Annotated in this window: 17 protein-coding genes; 7 read left to right on the plus strand and 10 right to left on the minus strand. The window is 48.7% G+C overall.

The window, feature by feature from the left end; all coding sequences use genetic code 11:
- Positions 1–5: 5 nt before the first annotated feature.
- From EL633_RS23965 to EL633_RS23975, 3 genes are all read right to left on the minus strand, one after another.
- The gene (locus EL633_RS23965) at positions 6–950 is read right to left on the minus strand and encodes a carbohydrate ABC transporter permease (RefSeq protein ID WP_126629817.1); all 945 of its coding nucleotides are present in this window, start codon (positions 948–950) and stop codon (positions 6–8) included.
- Between the two features lie 95 nt (positions 951–1,045).
- Positions 1,046–2,305 (minus strand): ABC transporter substrate-binding protein, encoded by a 1,260-nt coding sequence (locus tag EL633_RS23970; protein WP_161982390.1) that lies wholly within the window; start codon positions 2,303–2,305, stop codon positions 1,046–1,048.
- Between the two features lie 215 nt (positions 2,306–2,520).
- On the minus strand, positions 2,521–3,795 hold the full coding sequence (locus EL633_RS23975; RefSeq protein WP_126629819.1) for an ROK family transcriptional regulator: 1,275 nt from the start codon (positions 3,793–3,795) through the stop codon (positions 2,521–2,523).
- Between the two features lie 462 nt (positions 3,796–4,257).
- Between EL633_RS23975 and EL633_RS23980 the strand changes: the two genes are divergently transcribed.
- From EL633_RS23980 to EL633_RS23990, 3 genes are all read left to right on the plus strand, one after another.
- On the plus strand, positions 4,258–5,547 hold the full coding sequence (locus tag EL633_RS23980; RefSeq protein WP_126629820.1) for an ROK family protein: 1,290 nt from the start codon (positions 4,258–4,260) through the stop codon (positions 5,545–5,547).
- A gap of 619 nt (positions 5,548–6,166) precedes the next feature.
- A complete protein-coding gene (locus tag EL633_RS23985) occupies positions 6,167–7,492 on the plus strand; it encodes an RNA polymerase sigma factor (RefSeq protein ID WP_126629821.1) in 1,326 nt (441 codons plus the stop codon).
- Entirely contained in the window at positions 7,479–9,344 is a 1,866-nt protein-coding gene (locus tag EL633_RS23990; RefSeq protein ID WP_126629822.1) for an ABC transporter ATP-binding protein, read from the plus strand. Before EL633_RS23985 ends, EL633_RS23990 begins: the two co-directional genes overlap by 14 nt.
- Before the next feature lie 293 nt (positions 9,345–9,637).
- Here the strand turns inward: EL633_RS23990 and EL633_RS23995 are convergent, their stop codons facing one another.
- Positions 9,638–11,434, minus strand: coding sequence for a 3-keto-alpha-glucoside-1,2-lyase-like domain-containing protein (locus EL633_RS23995; protein WP_126629823.1), 1,797 nt, complete (start codon positions 11,432–11,434; stop codon positions 9,638–9,640).
- A gap of 356 nt (positions 11,435–11,790) precedes the next feature.
- On the opposite strand from EL633_RS23995, the gene EL633_RS24000 reads away from it, so the two are divergent.
- Complete coding sequence (locus tag EL633_RS24000) at positions 11,791–12,378, plus strand: DUF998 domain-containing protein (RefSeq protein ID WP_126629824.1); 588 nt, start codon at positions 11,791–11,793, stop codon at positions 12,376–12,378.
- Between the two features lie 584 nt (positions 12,379–12,962).
- Here EL633_RS24000 and EL633_RS24005 read toward each other — a convergent pair.
- Both EL633_RS24005 and EL633_RS24010 read right to left on the minus strand, forming a co-directional pair.
- Entirely contained in the window at positions 12,963–13,535 is a 573-nt protein-coding gene (locus EL633_RS24005; protein WP_126629825.1) for a flagellar basal body-associated FliL family protein, read from the minus strand.
- A 294-nt stretch (positions 13,536–13,829) separates the two neighbouring features.
- A complete protein-coding gene (locus EL633_RS24010; RefSeq protein WP_126629826.1) occupies positions 13,830–14,744 on the minus strand; it encodes an SDR family oxidoreductase in 915 nt (304 codons plus the stop codon).
- A 459-nt stretch (positions 14,745–15,203) separates the two neighbouring features.
- Between EL633_RS24010 and EL633_RS24015 the strand changes: the two genes are divergently transcribed.
- Positions 15,204–15,662 (plus strand): DUF5990 family protein, encoded by a 459-nt coding sequence (locus tag EL633_RS24015; protein ID WP_126629827.1) that lies wholly within the window; start codon positions 15,204–15,206, stop codon positions 15,660–15,662.
- 98 nt (positions 15,663–15,760) lie between these two features.
- On the opposite strand, the gene EL633_RS24020 is transcribed toward EL633_RS24015, so the two are convergent.
- Positions 15,761–16,441: a hypothetical protein gene (locus tag EL633_RS24020; RefSeq protein WP_126629828.1), complete on the minus strand. Its 681-nt coding sequence runs from the start codon at positions 16,439–16,441 to the stop codon at positions 15,761–15,763.
- 344 nt (positions 16,442–16,785) lie between these two features.
- Here EL633_RS24020 and EL633_RS24025 point away from each other — a divergent pair, with 344 nt between their 5' ends.
- Positions 16,786–17,586, plus strand: coding sequence for a class I SAM-dependent methyltransferase (locus EL633_RS24025; RefSeq protein WP_126629829.1), 801 nt, complete (start codon positions 16,786–16,788; stop codon positions 17,584–17,586).
- Positions 17,587–17,664: 78 nt separating this feature from the next.
- Here the strand turns inward: EL633_RS24025 and EL633_RS24030 are convergent, their stop codons facing one another.
- On the minus strand, positions 17,665–18,147 hold the full coding sequence (locus tag EL633_RS24030) for a GNAT family N-acetyltransferase (RefSeq protein WP_126629830.1): 483 nt from the start codon (positions 18,145–18,147) through the stop codon (positions 17,665–17,667).
- A 233-nt stretch (positions 18,148–18,380) separates the two neighbouring features.
- Between EL633_RS24030 and EL633_RS24035 the strand changes: the two genes are divergently transcribed.
- Positions 18,381–18,836 (plus strand): MauE/DoxX family redox-associated membrane protein, encoded by a 456-nt coding sequence (locus tag EL633_RS24035; RefSeq protein ID WP_126629831.1) that lies wholly within the window; start codon positions 18,381–18,383, stop codon positions 18,834–18,836.
- Between the two features lie 466 nt (positions 18,837–19,302).
- Here EL633_RS24035 and EL633_RS24040 read toward each other — a convergent pair whose 3' ends face one another.
- A complete protein-coding gene (locus EL633_RS24040) occupies positions 19,303–19,866 on the minus strand; it encodes a dihydrofolate reductase family protein (RefSeq protein ID WP_161982391.1) in 564 nt (187 codons plus the stop codon).
- A gap of 295 nt (positions 19,867–20,161) precedes the next feature.
- Positions 20,162–20,842, minus strand: coding sequence for a helix-turn-helix domain-containing protein (locus tag EL633_RS24045; RefSeq protein ID WP_126629833.1), 681 nt, complete (start codon positions 20,840–20,842; stop codon positions 20,162–20,164).
- Positions 20,843–20,884: the final 42 nt, after the last annotated feature.

The following is a 20,884-nucleotide window of genomic DNA, read 5'->3' on the forward strand; positions in this document are numbered from 1 at the left end:
CCTGTTTACTTGACCTCGGTATCACCAAAGCCATAGAAGCGTGTTTGGACGACAGTAAATATTACAATGATAGCGGCAAGAATAAAGGCTCCTGCAGCACCCTTTCCATAATCCTGATCGCTGAAAGCAACCTTAAATAGATAGATCAAGGGGGATTTTGCAAGGTTGAGATTTGCACCGCCGTATGTTCCTCCCAGGATATTGTAAAACTCATCAAATGCTTGAAAGGCGGCGATCAAATTGAGAGAGATGACAATAGCAGTGGTGTTACGTAACAAGGGAAAGGTAATATTCCAGAAAGTGCTCCAACCGGGCTTTGCGCCATCAACGTAGGCTGCTTCATAAAGCGATGGTGGAATTTGCTGGAGACCTGCGAGAAAAAGAATCATATTATATCCCAGGCCAAGCCAGAGACGACAGGAAATGAGGACGACCCAGTGCCAGGGAATGCCCATGGAACCGATCCAGACAATTGGTGCGATGTGAAATCTATCCAGGACGATATTCGCAAAGCCTTGCGTTGTGCCTAAAAAGAGGCTATCACGCCAGATCATTGCGGCAACCACCACGGAACACGCCGAAGGAATGAAAAACACCGTACGAAAAAAGCCGCGTGCAACGTGAATAGTATTGACAAGAAGCGCTAATAAAAGAGCGCCTATTAACGTGATGGGAACAATAAAAGCCGCAAATATGGTAAAGGTTCCTAACGAGTTGAGAAAATCTTGATCTTGTAAGAGATCAACATAGTTCTGCAGTCCAACAAAAGTCGTTGGAGTGACTGAGTAACGTGCCTGATAGAAGCTGAGGGACAAGCCCCAGATAATAGGAAGGTACACAAATAGGATAAGTCCAAGGACCAGAGGCCCTACAAGACTGAGGAATGCGAGATTATTGCGTACATCCTTTTTGCGTATTGCCTTTGCTTTTGTTGATAAGGGTATCTGCATTGTGCTCCTTCTCCCTGAGATGTAGGAATACGGTTGAGGGTTACCAGGAGCTGAACATTTCTCAGCCCAGCCCCCAGAATAACGTGCCTTGTTTTTTATTCTTTGCTCAACTCTTTCTTGACGATGTCAACTGCTCGGGCTAGCTCCGTCGTAGGATCAGCATTTTTCTGGACAATATTGGTGTAGGCATTGGTGTAGGCATTCCCCATAGCACCATTCCAGTAAGGGCCCTGGAACTTTCCATATGTGGCGAGGTAGTTAGCAGCTTTAGCTGGAGGACCGCTCCGAAGGACATCCGCTTCTTGTACAATTTTCAAGCGAGGTGGGACATGAAAGCCATACGCTGTATTCCAATCTTTTTGTACTGCGTCATTCTCTATCCAGAGTGATTTGACATAGGCTTTCGAGGCTTCAATATGCTTACCTTTGGCACTCACAATCTGGGACCATCCAGCCCACCAGATAGCGGGTTTCCCATTGCGACTGGAAGCTGGCCAGGGGAGCACATCAACATCGTCCCCAAAGGCTTTTTTGATTGCTGGATATGCCCAGAGGCCTGTAAACTCCATTGCACAGAGTTCATTAATAAAGGCGCCCGGATCATACCACTCTGTGGGCGCACCATTGAGTAAAGAGCCAGAATGATAGAGCGTACGAGCTTTCAATAAGGCTTGAACAAACTCTGGCGTTTGGAATGCGACATCCTTATTATCCTCTGTCAGGTAAGCGGCGCCGGCGCTCCATGGCAGCATAAGAGCCATCTGAAAATTGCCCAGGTCATTGCCCAGGTAGAGTCCTTTCATTTTACTTGTCGTTAATGCTTTAGACGCAGTAATTAACTCGTCAAGCGTGGTTGGGGGCTGTACACCGGCTTTTTGCAGCAAGCTCTTACGATAATAGAGGACGGTAAAGTCCTCCAGATCTTTCACACCATAAATATGGCCTTCAATACTGTTATACGTTATATCTTCAGGGTGAAAACTCGCCTTCACTTCGGGAGTATACAAGTCATCCAGTTGGGCGTACTGGCCAGCTTTCACACCATCGATAGTTGGGGCACCGAGCTCAAAGATATCGGGAGGATTTTGTGAAAGCAGAGCAGCGCTTAATTTCGTTGAATAATCCCCTGGGATCCAGACAACATTGATCTTGACTTTGGGATGCGCCTTGGTGTACTCAGCCGCATAGTGCAAAACAGCCTCTTTGGTCCCTGCCTCACCGGCCGCCGAGTACCAATGATTCAATGTAATCGTGTCTCCACCTCCATCACCGGCGGCCTCTCCACATCCGCTTAAAAAGAGCATACCGCTAAAAACGGTGAAGCTACTTACGCGAAGGAAATCACGCCTTTTCATCCCACCTATCCTGTCCATTCCGGATGGGGATTGTATCTTTACGTGCTGAAATATCATAGGTTCAATCCTTTCCACTGACAGTGCTTACACTATCACCATCATCGAAAAATTCGCATATGAAAACCAGTGGGCATGACCAACGGTTGTCCATATGTGTGCAGTATGTAGAGCATCTAGAATGAAGAGATCTTTCTTGTACACTTCTAGCAGTAATCCTACCTCCTTTTGCGAGTGGGTGTGCGGCCTGTCCGAGCCAGAATATCGTCTATAAGAATTCTGGGCTGGCTATCATACAATGGTGGTTGAAATAGCTCACGCACAATGAGACTCGCGGCTCCACGTAACCATTGCGTATTTGAATCTTCGATGCTCTGTATCATCTGGACTGGATCTTCCTCTCGTTGTGACAACGATGGGGAACACGCAATGGCAGCTTTCATTGGGTCTAGAAGCAGATTTTTTCCTGGCAACCGGCCGAGCATGATGCACACTGGATCGAAGAGGTGTATGAGATGGGCAAGAGATGATCCAAGTATATTCCCAGCATCTGTAAAGATTTTCAACGCTGCTGCATCGCCAGCGTCTGCGCGCGTAATAAGTTGCTGAAGGAGGGCGTCTGTTTGGGACTCTTCATCGATGCCTGTTGCTGCGCGCACGAGAGCATACTCTGAGACGAATGCTTCAAGACACCCCCTCCTGCCACAATGGCAAAGGGGTGCTTGTTCGCGTGTGTCAACCTTGATATGACCGAATTCACCAGCACCACCACGTGCACCACGATAGATCTCACCGCCAACGACGACTCCTAAGCCGACACCCCTTCCCACAACCACCATGAGGAAGTTCGTCATATCACGCCCCACACCAAACTGTCGTTCGGCAACGGTTAAGGTATTAACGTCATTGTCGATGCGTACTGGGATATGAAGAAGGAACTCCAAAGCGGGTCCAAGTTCGATATTCTTCCATTTAAAAAAGGGCGAATAGCGACAAATACCACGGTGCGAATCAATTAAACCCGCCAATCCGACGCCGACACCAAGTACTCGTTTCAGAGGCACATTCGCCTCCTGTGCACACTGTTTGATCCCCTCTGCGATGGACTCCACGACTTTGTAGGGAGTCCAATCTTCTCCAATAACTTTTTCATACGAATGGATAATGGTACAGGATAAGTCACATACGACAATTTGTGCTCGTTGTTCTTGCAGTTTCACGTCGATGACAACACCGATGACGTAACCAGCCTCTGCATTCAGTTGCAAGAAGAGAGGAGGACGTCCATTGCCTGAGGTGCCTTCTGTTACTTCGTTAATGAGTCCTGCAGAGATAAATTCGTTCACAATATGTGTAATGGTAGCTCCGGGCAAACCACTACGCCGAGCAAGTTCACTACGAGAGATAGACTTCCCATGGGCAATGAGATTGAGTACGATGTTTTTATTGAGGTCGCGTAGTAACTGTTTACTTCCAGTGCGGTGAGCCATCATTGCCTCATACTCTCCTTATTCCTGCGTTTCATGACTTATTTCCTTTTGTGAAATAACATGAGAAAAGCATAATCGACAAAAGGGAATTTGTCAAGGCTTCTTTGCCCTTTACACATGTTAATCGCAAATTTGTCGTCATTTTATGGCTAGAATAAGGATTAAAATGCATTATTTGAACTATTTCTTGTTAATCCAATGCAACAAAGCCATCAGTTAGTGGCCAACAAAATTTTCATTACTATTACTCTATTGTGAAGAAAGCCGCCTTGACAGAAGCAAGGTCCTGTTGAGGCAATCACGAAAAGAAACGATGGCGGTAGATGCGATGGAAAGATTTAGAGCTCATCCTTTGCTTGACAACAGGGGAAAAAGCTGTTAGTCTACCAATTATAGGATGCTATCTCATAGCACAACATCACACAACCTCTCTATTTTCTTATACCTAAAAAGGCACATCATGTCATGGCTGATCCTCGTTCTGGAAAAATAGGTCTTTTACGTGACCTTAACCTCAATATTATTCTCAATATTATTGCGAAAAAAGGACCCCTATCTCGTGTGGAAGTTGTGCGCCAGAGTGGCTTGCCTCAGGCCACCGTTTCACGGATTACGAATGAGTTTTTGGAAGCAGGCCTCATCCTGAAGGAGCGTTTTGACGAATCGAGCGGAGGGCGTCCACCGCGACTCCTGCAGTTGAATCCCACTGCAGGTTACGTAGTAGGTGTCAAACTCGACAAAGACTCTGTTCTGGTCGCTATCTGTGATTTATCGTGTACTATTATCCACAGCAGTACAGTCTCTCTTGAGAGCAACACACCATTCGAGCGGACACTTTCCACTGTTGTAGAGGCTATTCAACATTGTCTGCTTCAAGCGCATATGACAGTGCATGACATCTTAGGAGTAGGAGTTGGGCTCAGTGGACGTATAGACGCTGAACGAGGCATATGTCATTCCTCACCGAGCTTTCCATGGCGTAACGTTGCTCTAGCAGCCAAAATCGAAGAAGTATTACACATACCAGTAAGAATCGATAATAACATCAACACGCTTGCTGTGGCAGAACAACACTTTGGTTTAGGGCAAGCAAGTCCAAATTTTCTTTTGCTGGTAATTGGTCGCGATATTGGATTAAGTGTGGTCCTTGCTAATGAAATTTATCATGGCCACCATGGCTCTGCTGGTGAATATGGACACGTTATCATAGATCGTTCTTCCACGGCTCCCCACTGTCGTTGTGGACAACGTGGATGTCTAGAGGCAATTGTTTCGAGCTATGACCAGACGCACGTTGCTCCTCGTCAAACAGCAACGAACGCGAATGCAGATAAAGATCCAGCAGTATTGCGAACAAAAGTTGCTTCAGAAAATGAGCAGGCAGACACTGCTTTAACATACATTGGAACAATGCTTGGTATTACGCTGGCCAATCTTATTAATATCTTTGACCCCAATCGCGTATTTATGATGGGGCATATTGCGCAAAATATTCATGTAGCAGAAGCTATGCGCAATACGATGAGTAGCATGTTATTCGATCAGGAAATTTCCTCAAATATTCTCTCTATTGTTGAAGGGGACTCCATCAGAGAAGAGCAGTGGGCTCGTGGTGCCGCCAGTTTAGTTCTTAACGAACTGTTTCAGCCACCTCTCTATGAACATGGGCCACAAACAATGATCGTTGTAGAAGATCTGCTTGTCTCCGCTTCTTCCAGGATTTCATCAAACAAAGCACGTAAGGGTCTACCATAGATCAATGGTAGTGATGCTATCCGCGTGTAAAAATGCATAGGATATACAAGAACGAAACCAAAGGATTATTTTGTCTTCATGATCGAGCACCGTAAAGTACAGTTCGTGTGCGAGGAAGGTACGATAAAGCAAGCGAAGAATGATCAGGGTTGGAGTGGTCCTCCATCCCTCTCTCGTTCTAAGGAACATCAATATATCCGTACTACAAATATCACCCATTTATCTCCCCTGGTACACTACAAATATTTATTTATATGGCATGTATCATTTCACATTACAAATTACCAGTTTTTTTAACTAGTCAGCATCACCCGTTTCGGACAATGGTCGACCTGACAAAGAACCATACATCGTGACACTTGCGCAAAAAGAGCAGGCAATTCATTTGTTCCTTTGCATTTTACTCTTTTTTACCACTATCCCCTCAACCACTTTTCTGTTCCATTGCGCCACATACCCCATCTTCGCGAAAGGCCACAGCGAGCACCCAAAGGTTGCTTGGATGTGGCCCTTTCCTTACCATTTCCCAATATTCAAGCTTCTTCTAATTTTTTGTAATCAAATGATATAAAGATGCATCTTTACAAAGAGAAAGAGTACAGAAAGGATACAAATCGTTATGTCAGAGGTAGGATCCATAGCATACTTCAACGAGGAGCTTCAGCATAGAAAAACATCGTTCCACAAAGAAAGCTCCTCAGCCCTATGTATTCATCTGGAAAGCTGTTTTACACTCATCTGGCCTCGCCTTTTACGGATAGCGAGAAAACACGGAATTCCCCAGGATCACTGTGAGGATATTGTGCAGGATACCTTTGTTGCTGCATGGCTGCATATTCACCAGCTACGTGATGCCGAAAAGCTTTCAGGCTGGTTGGAAAGCATCTGTCGCAACCAATGCTCTCTATATTTGCGAAGACACTACCAGGGCGAGCGACGAGACTATTCTCTCTCTCCTTTCAGAACCGATATTTTTGAACGAGAGAACAGCAATCTTGAAGCTGACTCCTTCGCATTCGATCCGTGGGAAGAACTATGTCGTAAGGAGACAATTGCACTTCTCAATCGAGCATTAGCAATGCTACCCGAAAAAACACGAGAGATGTTTGTTTTACTTTATTTTACTCATCTCTCGGCACAGCAAGTTGCGCAAAGACTGGGTCTCTCAGTAAAAACGTTGCGGGTACGCTTCCATCGTGTGCGCCAACAGCTACGAGCAATTCTCAATACCCAACTGCGGCATGAGGCTGAAGCATGTGGTTTTCCTATCGATCCAGACCTTTCGGCTGGCTGGCAAGAAACCGGTGAATGGTGCCCATTTTGTGGACTACATCGGCTTCGCGGCTCTCTTGAAAACGGTGAACCAGGAGGGGAAAGGGCGTTGAGAATGCGTTGTCCCAGGTGCTCAACGAAAAGTGGAAAGGATATTATGAGATATATCTCTCCTGCATCGGATGAACTCCTGCAAGGGCGTCGGTCCCTGAAGCCAGCCATAAAACAGCTCAATAGGCACCATCATCAGCAACTAGGGCCCTATTTACTTCAAGCCTTAATGTCAGATCAATATCCTTGTTTTCTCTGTGCACAACCCATTCAGGTAGCGTTACTTGGGCGAGACACGCCTATCGGGCAACCCTGCTCAATCCAGTTGAAGCTGACCTGTTCCTATTGTGGATGTCACTTCTCGGTTGGTGCCGGTGAGCTTCTTTGTACCGTTTCTTCTCACCCGGTCATTCGCCAATTTCTTGCTCAGGCGAAGCGTCGCATCATTCAACCAGACCTGATAGTGTACTACCGGGGAGTGAACGTTTGTCGTTTTTGTTTCACTGACCTTGATAAAGCACATCAGTTAATCATCCTGGCCCGGCCTGACACCCTGGAGATCATTGAAGTAACGATCTTCCTACAAACAGAAAGTGAGAGCCCGAACGATGATGATCATTAATCCTGGAGGCCCACCACGCCGATCTCCTCACATAGAAGATGATGAGAAATTTCGCCTCAAAAAGCTTTTTACATCTTTCAAGATACTACCTCGTGTCCTGGGCCTGGTCTGGGATGCCCATCCGTGGCTACTCCTCGCTATGGCATTCGTCACCTTGCTCAGTGCATTCGTTCCTGTTGCTCAGGTCATTCTAGTAGGCCTCTTGATTGATAGAACGCTTGAGGCCATTACGCATCAAACACTTGATCCGATCTGGTTTCCTGTGATCTTACAATTAATTATAAGTCTACTCAATCAACTGCTTCTGAATCTGGATTCACTTATCCAGGCATTGCTGCAAGATCGCGTTTCCAGTCATATTCAACTGATGATTTTGCAGAAAGCTGATACTCTCGATCTCTCATTTTTTGAGGATCCGGACTTTTACGATACATTACGTTATGCCTCTCAGGAATCACAAAACAGACCGATCACCATGATCACCCAGACCTTCAATTTATGCCAAACAGTGGTGACACTCCTTTCCCTCTGTGCCTTCCTGTTCAGGTTATCCTGGTGGATTGCTCTAGTTGGCCTTGTGATCCCTATCCCTTCGTTCATCGCAAATGCGTATTTTGGCTTGAAAAACTACTGGATGTTACGCTGGCAATCCCCAGAAAAACGTCAGCAGCTCTACTTGAACTCCGTGATGACGACGGATGAATATAATAAAGAGGTCAAATTGTTCAATCTTGGTGCGTTCTTTACCAAGCGCTACAAAGACCTGGCGGATAAATTCTATTACCAGAACAGAGGCTTACAGGCGGTGCGCAGTTTCAGCAATTTCTTCTGGACGGCGCTGTCCGTTATTGCCAACTCAATAATGTATCTGTACATTGCTTATCTCGCCGTACTCCGTATCATTTCACTTGGCGCCCTCTCGCAATTCACGCTGGCGGTAACCCAAGCGGGGCAACAGTTTCAAAATGCCTTGAATGGTCTTACCAGTATGTACGAACACACTCTGTATATTGATAACCTCTTCACATTTCTTACCTACCAACCCAAGATTGTCTCTCCCCTCGATCCTGAGCCAATCGCAGTCCCCGTGCAACAGAGTGGGTTGAGTATCGAGTTCCGCAATGTGAGTTTCACGTATCCAGGTAAAACGGAGCCAGCGCTGAAAAATGTGAGCTTTCTGCTTAGGGCCGGGGAAACAATTGCCCTGGTAGGTCGCAACGGTGCCGGAAAAACGACGCTGGTCAAGCTCCTCACCCGGCTTTACGATCCTGATGAGGGAGAAGTTCTCATCGGGGGCAAAAATGTCAAAGCATATAGTATTTACGAGCTGCGTGAGCATATTGGCGTGATTTTCCAGGACTTTGTCAAGTATAACCTCACGGTACAAGAGAATATCGGTGTTGGGAAGGTTTCTGAATTTGATAATCGTTCAACCGTGAGGGCGGCAGCGCAAAAAAGCGGAGCGGATGAGGTCATCTCGCGGCTGGACGATGGCTATCAATCACTACTTGGACACTGGTTTGGCAATGGCGTTCAACTGAGCGGAGGGGAGTGGCAGAAAATTGCCCTGGCGCGCGCTTTTATCCGTGACGCGCCTATCCTGGTGCTTGATGAGCCAACCAGTGCGCTTGACGCAAAATCGGAGTATGATATCTTTACCCGTTTTCACAGTCTGACCAGTGAGAAAACCACACTCTTTATCAGCCATCGTTTCAGTACTGTTCGCCTGGCTGATCGTATCTTTCTGCTTGATAATGGTGCGATCATTGAAAGTGGCTCCCATCAGGATTTGCTCAAGCTTGATGGGCAGTATGCAGAGCTTTTTAACCTCCAGGCAGAGGCATATCGTTGATCAGGACAAGAAAGAACAATTAGGACAAAGGAAACAATGCCTTTGTCCTAGGATGTGTCTTACTCTCCGTACAGACAGCCACACTCGGGCCCTGAAGAGCCCATCCAACGGTTTTACGTGTGGTGTCAAAAAGTGTTCACAGAACACTTTTTGACACCACACGTAAAACCGTTGGAGCGCCAAAGGCGCGAAACCAATGCTTAGCGGTCCATGGGTTTCATGGGAGTAAGACACACTCTCAGACGATGACAAATACGCTCATGTGCGCACAGTACAATATATCTCTTGGACGTCTAAATGCTACTGACCGAAATGTTTTTCCAGGCTGCTCTACTCGTGTTCCAGGTACGGACACCTACCTGCCCTGACATGAAGCAGTTGCTATCGGTATAGCTAAACGAGGTTGTGCTTCCCCCATCAGGTTGCGCGGAGACGGTAAATGTACACCCAGATGCCTTGATGGTGACATGATACCAGGTATTGAGTGACACACCACCATCGACAGCAACACTTTGCAGGGTACTCCATGCATCATTTTGCTTGCCCAGTAAGAGCTGCCCATTGTTATTATCCAGCCCAACAAAGTAGCCACTCTGTGCATCAGCACCATTGGAGGGATTGCTGACTCGCACCATAAAGCCGGCGTTATTGGAGTCTGTAAGCTCGACGTCTCCGCGGAGCGTGTAATCGGTCCAGCCAGTGGAGCCGGTCAGTGATTTATCTCCATTTGTGGAACTAGACTGTTCAGTATAGATGCCATTAGAGACGGACCAGATGCCTTGATAGGTGTTCCAACCAGCATCAGTACCACCACCAAAGGGATCCCTATAAGGAATGATGGCCGCGTTGCTGCTTCCCGAGCGAATTTCGCAGGTGCCTGAACTACCAATGCTTGAAGGAGTCACCAGTTGGACCGTTGTTCCATCCAGAGAGACGGCCAGGCCGGGACTATAATTCGTGTTGCAGTTTGATGAGGTGTTGGCAGGCACAGCTGGCGCCGGCATCCAGGACCAGTCACCATTGCCAAGGTTGGTATTGATCATCAGCGCTCGATAATCTTCAGGGGTGGTGCCATTGTTACTGGTATAGTATTCACGCTGGGCTGCGAGGATGAGCTCTCCATTGGAGCCACCCGCCGGACTCCATACCATATAAGGGCTATGCCCAAAGGAGCGGCCATCACTGGTCTGGACACGTGTTCCCAGGTCGGCAGGATCCGATCCCCAAGTGTCGCCATCGCTGGACTTTTTGATATGAACTTCACAATTGACATAGCCACACATCTCAAAGCTCATAATGTATGTACTGTTCGGGAGCTTCACAACCGTAACCATGCCAGGTCGATCGCTCTGGTTGGCGCTGGCTACATCCAGCGTTTCTGAACCCCAGCTATCTCCACCATCAGTCGAGACAATATGACCGAGCAACTGGCTATACCTTGAAGCTTGACGCTCATCGGAGAAATAGCAGATCAGATTCCCATTTTTGTCCAGCTGCAGATTGGGTTCCCAGATGCCACTTCCCTGCGGGTTACCTACCGCTCCCCCCGTCTGGAATGTACTAACATAACTCCAATGCACTCCATGATCGGTGCTGCGCCAGCTCTCAAAATGAGTGAAAGATGCATCGAGATTCACCACATTCCCGACCAGGAGCAAGGTGCCAGCAGAATATGAACCGAGCGTCTGTGGGAACTCGAACAGTGCCGGTTGCCACATATGCGACCAGGGATGGTCGCCACCCGTTTCGCCATCACCGACAGTAGCAATCTGCTGCCACGATTGACCATCATTTGTACTTTGTTCGATGATGAAGGAGGCCGGTGAACCATCAGTGGTCCAGTGTTCAAACGTTGATAGCAGCGTTCCATTGGCCGAGCCACTATGCTGCAAACGTAGCACACGCGCATAGGCAATACTTTCATTGGAGGAGGTGGGTGTATATACGACCGTACCCCCAGTGTTTGCATACACTCGTGCAGTGTCTATGATACATAGACTGAAGATAATAAAGAGGATAGAGGTGAGGGTAAACGTCCGGCGAACGTGCTTCAAAGCAGCCTTGCAGAGAATCCGCTGTCTGGTAAACATGAGGTACTCCTTTACCGCATTTTATAGGTATTTACCACCGCATTACATTGCTAGTAACCTACAGGTACAACGTTGTACCCTCACTATACAAGATGGTATTGCACTTGTCAATTTCAGCGGCTTTTTAGGATGTATGAAGCACTTCCAGTGTCATTTTCTTTTTTTTACATAGAGCTAAATTCAAAAAAAACAAAACAATAAAAAGAATATTATACATTGAAATTGAAAACATTGAAGCAAGTTCGTCGATCACTGTTCACCATATGGGAATGATAATGAGAGAGCTCACGTTTCCTTGAGCATGGCCCACACTCCGGGCAGCGCCAGTTGTTGGAAGATGCTCTCCATCTTTTCGGGTGGATAGGGCATATGCGCTCCTTGGGGCTATACGCCCCGGCTACAACGCCTGGATAGTCCCTGACAGCAACCTCGAACTGGGGAATGGTGGGTGGATGCAAATCACAAACTACATCATCACCGGAGCGCTCCTGCTCGCTTTTGCCATCGGGATGAGGCGTGCCCTGCGTACAGAACGTGGTTCCACCTGGGGACCGATTCTGCTCGGCATCTATGGCCTCACCTTCATCATCATCGGGTTTATCCTTCCCGACCCGGAGCTCGGTTACCCACCAGGAGCGTCGAGCGCGCGAACCATTCACGGAACCATTCATATCCTCTTTGGCCTGCTTCAGTTCACTTCGCTGCTTGTGGCTTGCTTTGTGCAGGCACGGCGCGATGCGGCACTCGGAAGGCGCGGCTGGTCCTGGTATTCGGTTGCCACTGGTCTGTTGGTCGCCGCCTCTTATATCGCCTTCGTGCTCACTGCCAAATTGTTAGACGGAGGACCAACAGGACTCATTGAACGGATTGGCCTCATTGTTAGCGGGTGTTGGGTCGCTCTGCTGGCGATCCGCCTGATGCGCAAAAAGGGCTTGATAGCTTGAGCCATTGAACAGCTCAGGGGGCGAGCATACATCGCCTTGATGATACGTGGTGATGACGAGAAGGGACGGATCACGCTGGGCAGCCAGCTTCCGTCCGCGTTCTCGATCATCCCACGGGATCACGCGCGTTTGGTCCATCGCTTCCATGATTGCTAAGATGAGATGATCTTTCCACTCCTTAATGGATGAGACGAAGCGGCTGCCTGTGCTTGCCGAAGAGCACTTTCGAATACCATCAGTAACGAAGGGAAATGGGCCCTTAGCATTTTTATGTCTGGGACTTGACACCTGTCCATATATAGGGAAGCGCTCGCTTGTCTGGCGAAGGGAAGACCGCAAGACCTAGAAGAACGGCTTGCGTGTTTCATGCATGAACGGCAAGACTCACAAATCAAAGTACAGATCCATGATATAAGTAAAATCATTTTTCTGGCCCTGGAAGGTTCCCTGACCATGCAACTTTGCGAGATCGCCGGCTCCCAAGACATCGAAAAATTGGCCCTGGAAGTTCCCATCAGCGTTTTGCGTGCCCTTCACTGACCAGAAGATTGTCCCTGCTTTGTTCGCGACCGTACATATGCAGGTCACTTTGCCGGTAAAACTCGCCGTCTTATCCTGTAAGTCGTCACCACTTCTTCAGCCGTAAACGATCCCACAATATCACCAGAGATGGTCCAGTGTTGCGTGAGGTTATCGATCTTATTGCTCCCCTCTTGTTGCGTATGAGTTGTCGTGTAATTGATCTGCTTCGCATTCCCTCGGGCGGGAAAGTGTTGGGGGGCAGCTTGTGTCGTGTTGGTTGAGCTCACAGTTGAGGGGGAAAGCTGGCCAGGTGTCGAATACACCCGCCATGCAAGCACCCCACCGATGATCAGTAAAACGAGCACAACTCCTGTGATGATCATTCCAGTACGGTTCTTTGTTTGCTTACCTGGTGGAGGTGGGGGAATGGTAGAAGGCATGTCAGGACTTTGATAAGGAGAAGTTGAGGCATCATTCATTGACTGGAACTGCGATGCCTCATTGTTTGATCCTGATACAACCGTAGGATCATCAAGATTAGACAATGATGCATAAAAGGATGGCGTAGCAGCCCCACATCGAGGGCAATGGGATGCTCCCTGTGGGAGTTCGGTGTTGCAAGAGCTACAGTTCATAAGGAGTCCTCCTCTCGGGCTTACAGGTGGTCACGCATTGTCTACTCCTGCCTAATCGTGGCGTTTCTGAAGATTGATAAGACGCGAACAGATAGAAATCTAATTGATCTACGCTGTCAACCTATTTTTTGGCCTATGAATTTATTACCCGACTGAAGGCAATTCAGCGAAATGGCATGTGTGGATACCTCTTGTCACATGATACACATGATCATAACAGAACAATACGGGAACACTGGCTCAACCGGTTGATGGCCAGTGTTCCCGTATTGTTCTCCCTTCCCTCGTTTGTCCTCATCGATAGCCGTTGGCATTGGCAGGCAGGCCCGCGTCTTGAACTTCCACCACATACTTCCAACAATCGGGTTGTGATCCATCCAGATCGCGAAAATCATAGACCTTTGCCAGCTGGCCACTGGATAACGACTGCCCATTCCAACGAGCAACATTGGGATCTTGAGCCAGGGCAGCAACCGCATAACCGATATAATGAGGGGATTCTGAAATGATGAAATGTGGCTCCTGCCTTGTCGCTTCACGCCAATTGGCTTCTGTCACTTGAAAATGATCTAACATCATCTCTGAACGCATCCAGCCAGGAGTGAGTGCAACGGCTGTACAGGAATATGGCTGAAGCTCTTTTGCAAGAGACCAGGCTATACGAATTACCGAGGCTTTGGCTAAATCATAGAATACAGACAGACGATAATGCGTTCGATTGTACTCGGCTGTTCCATCAGTCACTTCCACCACTAATCCATGCTTGTTCTTGATTAAAAGAGGTAAGGCAAAGTGACTAGTGATGAGATGGGTATTTATAGCGAGATTGAGCATACGTAGCCCCTTTTCCAGGGAATGCTCCCACACCGGCACATTCCATTCGATATAATCCTCCCCTCCCCAGATATCATTTACCAGGATATCCAGGCGGCCCTGCTCCTCTTCAATACGATCTATCAAAGCCTTCACCGCCGCCACTTCCAAGTGATCAGTTGGAACAGCAATCCCCTGTCCTCCCGCTTTATTGACCAGATCAGCAGTCTCTTCAATCGTTTCTGCACGATTGTACTCCGAGCGCCGGGCTCTTGTACTCCGACCGGTCACATACACCGTGGCTCCAATCGCCCCTAATTCAACAGCAATGCCACGACCAGCCCCCCGTGTCGCACCAGCCACCAGAGCTATTTTTCTGCTCTCCGCATGGCCCATATCACATTCCTTTCACTAAAGGCACTATTTGAACGGAACTCACTCACGTCCACTGAAATGAGTCAAAACCTACCCGAGATCTTTCTCAGTATAATGCTCAATGATGACACCTTCTGTCATATATGTGACGCTACCCAGGGCTAGCTCAATACTCATTTCCTATCCCCATTATCTTGCGAAGAACAGGGCCACCGATCTGCTATCTTCCCGCCGTCCTGGCAGGATACGAACAGCAAAAAAGCCTGCGGCTAATTACCACGACCTGAGTGGTATACTAAGGTGATACATGGCATAAAGCAATACTTTCGCTCTAGAGAAGAGAGGGGAATTTGAGCTTGCCCTGTTAACGAACCAGAGTAGAGCAGGGAATATTTGATCTTCAGCGGTATTTCCATTCCTGTGTTTTGGGAGCGTTGCTGGAGGTTTTACCACGCAAATAACCAGGAAAGAGAACTCTTCATGACAGCAACCAGGGCAGAGACAGCGACGGTACGGCTCCAGTTGACCTGCATGCAGCCACCAGATACTTCGTATCTCCCAGAATCGACGATCTTCGGCCTCCAGGATCGGCAACAGAACGTTCATTCTGGGCAACAGAATCCAGATAGTTCTATCTCTTATGACATTGAGGTCCCAGTGGAACGAACACTACAGACCGATAGCGTTCGCTTTCGAGGTCCCTATGTTCATGGCACTCCAACGGTTCCTTTTCTCTATCTGAGTCTCAAGCGTCTGGAAGGTGAACAAGCTTCCTGGATCAGACGACTGAAAATTCCTCTCCCCATGGTCACATGGGACGAGATCGATACGGTAGCGGGAACCACTCTTTTTGTCGCCCGGATCGCCGGAACCGGCAGTGGAACTGTTCCCCTGCTCAATGGAGGTTGGACGAAGAGAGATAATCATCATTCTATGTGACGGCTGGGAAGGTCGCTTCAATCTTGTGAAGGAGACCTTCCCAGCTACCCCTGGGCAAGCGATCGAGAAGTCAAGTGATGAAACACCCCATCACGTTCTCAGGCGTGAGGAGATGCAGTTTCCGCTTTTTCCAATTCAGAAGCCCCTTCAGCGCGTTGTGAGATATATATTTTCTTCAGAAACTCGGTAAAGTCACGCATTTCATCCCGGTATTCTGCCAGCTTTTGCACTTGCCTGTCACGGGGTTCACAGAGATGGAAATCAGCCGCCCCCTGGCTCTCTATGCGCGTATTGGTTGAGAGCACGCGTAGTGTTAAACGCCGGTCAAACGGCACGTTGCGACCATCATAAAACTGAACCAGGTAAGCAACGACTTGCTGGCGCAGAGGAACCTGCAACTTGCGCTGTTGATGTCCCAGTGCATGATACGCGTGCCAGGCCGCATGGGACTTCTCCTCACATGCCCGCCTCTCTGCGCGTGCTACGTCCTTCTTTCGCACCCGTGTTAGCTTTTTTTGCCATTTCATCGCCTTCTTGTGGAGTTTCTGCTCCTCTGCATCAAGGTGCTGAATCGTGGCATCTGACGCCGAAAAATCGACCCAGGGATAGCGGACATCGCCATCATCCCTGGTAATATGACCCGCACACGACATTGTGGTGGTAATTCCCAACGCATTCAACGCCACGACCATCTCAAAAATCTCGTCATCAATAGGCATACCAAGCCCATCAGAGACAGCACAAAACTGGTGAACCAGATCATCCCAATGTTGATCCATCTATGGCCCTCCTTGCTTCTCAGCACAATCAATAAACGGATTGAAACCCGTGCGATACCAGAAGAAGCACTTTACAAAACATCCATGCGGCTCCCCGCAACTATCCCTTCTTTCTCTTTGTTCTATCCATGTATGATAATAGCATATTTACATCTTTTCTTACTACCACCAGAGATTAATTTTCTGATGCGGCCTCATGTTTCTTTCTAGCATGCTCAATGCGTCAAAACCTTGTATTTCATTCATAAATCCGGTACGCTTGTCATAAACAATCCTTCGCAAGAGAGAAGCAGGCGTTGCCGCTTCTCAGAATATCTGGATATCAACAGGAGCTGAAAGGCAAGATGACACAAGACAAAACATATCTGCGAACCACATTCGACCAGGATGCCTTGTTATATGATCAGGCTCGGCCAGGCTATCCTGAAACCCTTTTTGACGATATCGTGACGCTCTCAGCGCTCCCACCTGATGGGCGTCTCCTCGAAATTGGGTGCGGAACAGGGCAGGCAACACGTCCTCTGGCACGGCGGGGGTACCGCATACTCAGCATTGAGCTTGGGGCCAATCTAGCTGCTCTTGCCCGCCACAATCTGGCGGCGTATCCTCTCATCAGCATACACACAGGGGCGTTTGAAGCCTGGCAATTGGAAGAGGAAGCGTTTGATCTCGTATTTTCCGCCACCGCTTTCCATTGGATCGACCCCGCTATCTCCTATCAGAAAACAGCACAAGCCCTCAAGCCTTCTGGAGCCATCGCCTTGTTTTGGCATCTGCATGTCCAGAATGAGGCTTCTGCAGGTTTTTTTGAGGAAGTGCAACAGATCTATCAGCGACTGGTCCCTGAACAGGGAGAGAGCTATAATCCATTACTGTGGCCCCATGAGGTCCAGGAAACAGTTAAGACAGAAATAGAACAGACAGGTCTCTTTCATGATGTGGCAGTACGTCGATATCACTGGGATATCACCTACGATGCAGCCAGCTATCTTCGCTTGCTAGACACCTATTCCAACCACAGGGCGTTGGAGAAACACCAACACGACAGTCTCTTTCACGATATCGCTGATTTGATCAATACCCGCTATCATGGGCACATCACCAAAGGTTATCTTGCTATCCTGTATGTGGCGCATCGCAAATGACAAAAGGTTCTCCAAAGGCAGGAAACGACCTCTTCTGGAAGAAAATAAAAAGTGTGAGCATCTATGTCTGAGACAAGCTCAGGAAAGCTGCGAAAGATCGCGCACGTACCATTCGGAGGCAATGCTGTAGCCTGACTGAGCAAGCATGGCGCGCTTGGGTTGGTCAAGGTGGGCACACACGACAACGCTCTGCGCCGCACCGCGCGCTCTGGCTAGCCTGAGCACTTCACCAAGCAGTGCTCGGCCCACCGTTTCCCAGAGGGACTCCTCCGCAACGCAAAAGTCATCGACCCGGCAGGTTGGTCCACCAGGATTGTAGACAGGAGGTGCCGCGACAAAATCGGCGATGATAAAACCATCAATCTCTCCCGCGCTCTCATGTACCAGGAGGAGCACATCCTCACACTTAAGTAGACTTTCTAGAAAGGGGATGTGTTGCTCGCGCGAATCTTGCGCTTTTCGCCAGAATGTGGGCTGATAACGCTGATAGTGCAACCGTCGTTGTTCGGCTAATTCAACCATTGCCGTCACATCACGGCCTTCAGCTCTTCGTACAGACATAGGTCTCCCTCATCTTTCTTGTTGGTTCGTATTCTCTATATGACATCAGCTTCAATGTGGTCACGCGCCCCTCGACTCTTCCATTATTGATTGGCCACATTATCGACAAAAGCTGCCCGGCTTCATCTTGTCTACCACATGTACATTACATGTATACACAATGATGTATGCTTTTTTGTAGTTTACAAGTATACTTTTCTTATCACATTTCTTCTGCATAGGTAGGTTAGAATATGATTGCATTCTACTTTCTGGCCTTTGGTCGCGTGGTCATTGGCCTGGTCTTTACCCTTTCTAGTATGAGTAAGATACTAAATATCTCCCAGTTCCGCCAGACTATTTTAGATTTCCAGATCCTTCCACCGTCTTTGAGTAATTTTGCTGCTTTTGCTTTCCTATGCGGAGAAATAAGTGTGGTGTTCCTGGTTGCTATTGGGGGAGCTTTCCTCCTTTCTGGTCTCATACTAGCTATTCTATTACTATTGATCTTTTGCGGTGCACTTGCCTGGGTGCTAAGAAAAAAGAGAGAAACCACGTGTAATTGCTTTGGCGCAAGTACCAGAAACATCTCATTCACTGACATCTGGCGGAATGTAGGATTTCTGCTGTGTGCGACTGGTGGTTGTGAACTGTTTATCTGGACGCGGATGCCCACATTCGCCAGCCTCTATGGTGCGTGTATCTCGTAGTGGTGCTCGATCTCGCCGAGCGGAGCATTGCCAACGGGGAGATGGTGACCAGGCTGTCGGGGACCCGACTACACACGACCAGAGAACAGTTGAGATCCCACATGCCTCCGCTCCAGGGTCTCTGACCTCACTCCACTATTTTCCCGGAGGGAGCCTGATCGCCCTGGATCGTTCCAGCTCAAAACCGACGTAACGCCGTCCGATAGCTCATTCCTTGTTGCCTTGCATACTGACTTCATTTCATGCCAGAACCATCACAGAAAAACATCCATGTGTCAACGTTTGACTTCATTTCTTAGAAACGTTTATAACACCTATCCTGACCGCAAGTGCTGTTGTCCCTGACAATCCGCTTGCCGACGTGTGCTTCTCGTCTCAAGTGGACTAAGAGGTCAGGATAGGTGTCATTTTGTCCATGGAAGAGGTCGCAAACAGGACAAGATGGCTAGAAGAGTTGCAGTTTTCCTTAAGGGGTAGATGGCGGTGCCCCTGTTGGCCGATACTCTAGAAGCAGGACGCGCCCATCAAGAACCCTGGATGAAAGTAAGTCGAAGCCGGTGTCTGGCAGTCCGTCAAAGGTCGGTTCACTGCCCGTTTGCGGGAGCACCAGGGGGCAGACGACAAGTTTGAGGCGATCCACCAGGCCAGACGTGAGCAGTTGCCGGACCAGCGACATGCTACCCAGGGTCCGCAACTCGGGGCCCTCTGTGCGTTTCAGTTCGCGCACAAAGCCCACCACATCATCGCGGACGATTTTCAACTCTGGCCAGTCTGTCGCCGAAAGCGAGCGCGAGAACAGCCAGCCTGGCGTTGTTGCCATCCTTTGCCATCCTTCGTCTCGTACTTCGGCGGGTACTCCCTGCAGTGCCTCGTAGGTCCGGCGTCCGATGAGCATCCGATGCGGAAGCGCCGTGTTGGCCTTGATCCAGTCGGCAAAATCGGGACCAAAATAGCCATAATAAGCAGGTGAACGCAGCCCTCGGGCAAAGCCGTCGAGACTGATGATGAGTTCACACACAAGATCGGACATGTATTTCCTCCATAGTAGTGCAATCATGCACGAGATGAACAGTGATCCTGGCATTCGACCGTGTAGGGCGGAGCCATTCATCCACTCCCCGATCGCGTTTCGATTGAGTGCGATCTGCCAGAAAAACTCTGGCTCCGACGCTCGGAGATCCGCGTGTGATGAAGCAGACCTTGGATTCCAACGACACAAACATTTCCCTGCTACTGATCTCTTTCATTTGCTGAAATCGAGTGTTGTCAGCAGGATCTGCATCTTACACCAGGGGAGGTACTCACGTCTTGAAAAAAACGGCAAACTATCCTGGCAGGACATGAGAAGCCACTATCGAACCCGGGGTAGAGCCTAGAAAGCGCTTCAGTGAGTGGGTCAGGTGAGATTGATCGGCGTAACCCAGTTCATGGGCAGTGTCGACAATGGGATTCCCCTGGCGGAGGAGTTCCCCGGCACGTTGAGCGCGTTTTATCTGACGGATGTGATGTTGTCCTAGCCCGGTGCTGTGTTGGAAGCGGTATCGTAGGGTACGAGCCGAAGTGGGAGCCAGTTCGCCTCGGAGCGCCGCATCTATGAGTGGATCACAGGTCAGCGCACCTGTTCGCACCAGATGTTTCACGAAGGTCTCTGCATTTTCAAAGGTTGGGATTTCCCAAACGTTACCCTCCAACCAGAAATGGTCCCCACGGCCTTCTGGCAGGGTTACCTCCCGATTGAGGGTATCTGTTGCAGGCAAATGGGACAGATACGTCCCGACCTTGAATCCTATCCACAGGGTCTCTGCACCTGCCACATAACTGAGCGGCCTTGCCGCCTCCAATGCACCCACGACCAGGGTTCGCAGGACACCTTCGTGTCGTGTAAAGATGAGATGCCAGTTATATCCTGCCGGACGCATTGTGAGACCATCCGCAACCGTATATCCATGAGCGACCCACTCGATATAGGGCGACTCCACAAAGCGTTCTTCAGGGATAATGATCATACCAATGCCTCCATCTCCTTGAAATAGTTATTCTCGTTCACG

This window comes from Dictyobacter alpinus (assembly GCF_003967575.1).
In the GTDB taxonomy this organism is placed as follows: domain Bacteria; phylum Chloroflexota; class Ktedonobacteria; order Ktedonobacterales; family Ktedonobacteraceae; genus Dictyobacter; species Dictyobacter alpinus.

Coding starts and splice junctions, on each gene's coding strand:
- EL633_RS23970 (WP_161982390.1), bottom strand. CDS start 2,305: ATGAAAAGGCGTGATTTCCTTCGCGTAAGTAGCTTCACCGTTTTTAGC.
- EL633_RS24025 (WP_126629829.1), top strand. CDS start 16,786: ATGACACAAGACAAAACATATCTGCGAACCACATTCGACCAGGATGCC.
- EL633_RS24020 (WP_126629828.1), bottom strand. CDS start 16,441: ATGGATCAACATTGGGATGATCTGGTTCACCAGTTTTGTGCTGTCTCT.
- EL633_RS24035 (WP_126629831.1), top strand. CDS start 18,381: ATGATTGCATTCTACTTTCTGGCCTTTGGTCGCGTGGTCATTGGCCTG.
- EL633_RS23990 (WP_126629822.1), top strand. CDS start 7,479: ATGATGATCATTAATCCTGGAGGCCCACCACGCCGATCTCCTCACATA.
- EL633_RS24005 (WP_126629825.1), bottom strand. CDS start 13,535: ATGAACTGTAGCTCTTGCAACACCGAACTCCCACAGGGAGCATCCCAT.
- EL633_RS23980 (WP_126629820.1), top strand. CDS start 4,258: ATGGCTGATCCTCGTTCTGGAAAAATAGGTCTTTTACGTGACCTTAAC.
- EL633_RS24040 (WP_161982391.1), bottom strand. CDS start 19,866: ATGTCCGATCTTGTGTGTGAACTCATCATCAGTCTCGACGGCTTTGCC.
- EL633_RS23985 (WP_126629821.1), top strand. CDS start 6,167: ATGTCAGAGGTAGGATCCATAGCATACTTCAACGAGGAGCTTCAGCAT.
- EL633_RS23975 (WP_126629819.1), bottom strand. CDS start 3,795: ATGATGGCTCACCGCACTGGAAGTAAACAGTTACTACGCGACCTCAAT.
- EL633_RS23965 (WP_126629817.1), bottom strand. CDS start 950: ATGCAGATACCCTTATCAACAAAAGCAAAGGCAATACGCAAAAAGGAT.
- EL633_RS24030 (WP_126629830.1), bottom strand. CDS start 18,147: ATGTCTGTACGAAGAGCTGAAGGCCGTGATGTGACGGCAATGGTTGAA.
- EL633_RS24045 (WP_126629833.1), bottom strand. CDS start 20,842: ATGATCATTATCCCTGAAGAACGCTTTGTGGAGTCGCCCTATATCGAG.
- EL633_RS24015 (WP_126629827.1), top strand. CDS start 15,204: ATGACAGCAACCAGGGCAGAGACAGCGACGGTACGGCTCCAGTTGACC.
- EL633_RS24010 (WP_126629826.1), bottom strand. CDS start 14,744: ATGGGCCATGCGGAGAGCAGAAAAATAGCTCTGGTGGCTGGTGCGACA.
- EL633_RS23995 (WP_126629823.1), bottom strand. CDS start 11,434: ATGTTTACCAGACAGCGGATTCTCTGCAAGGCTGCTTTGAAGCACGTT.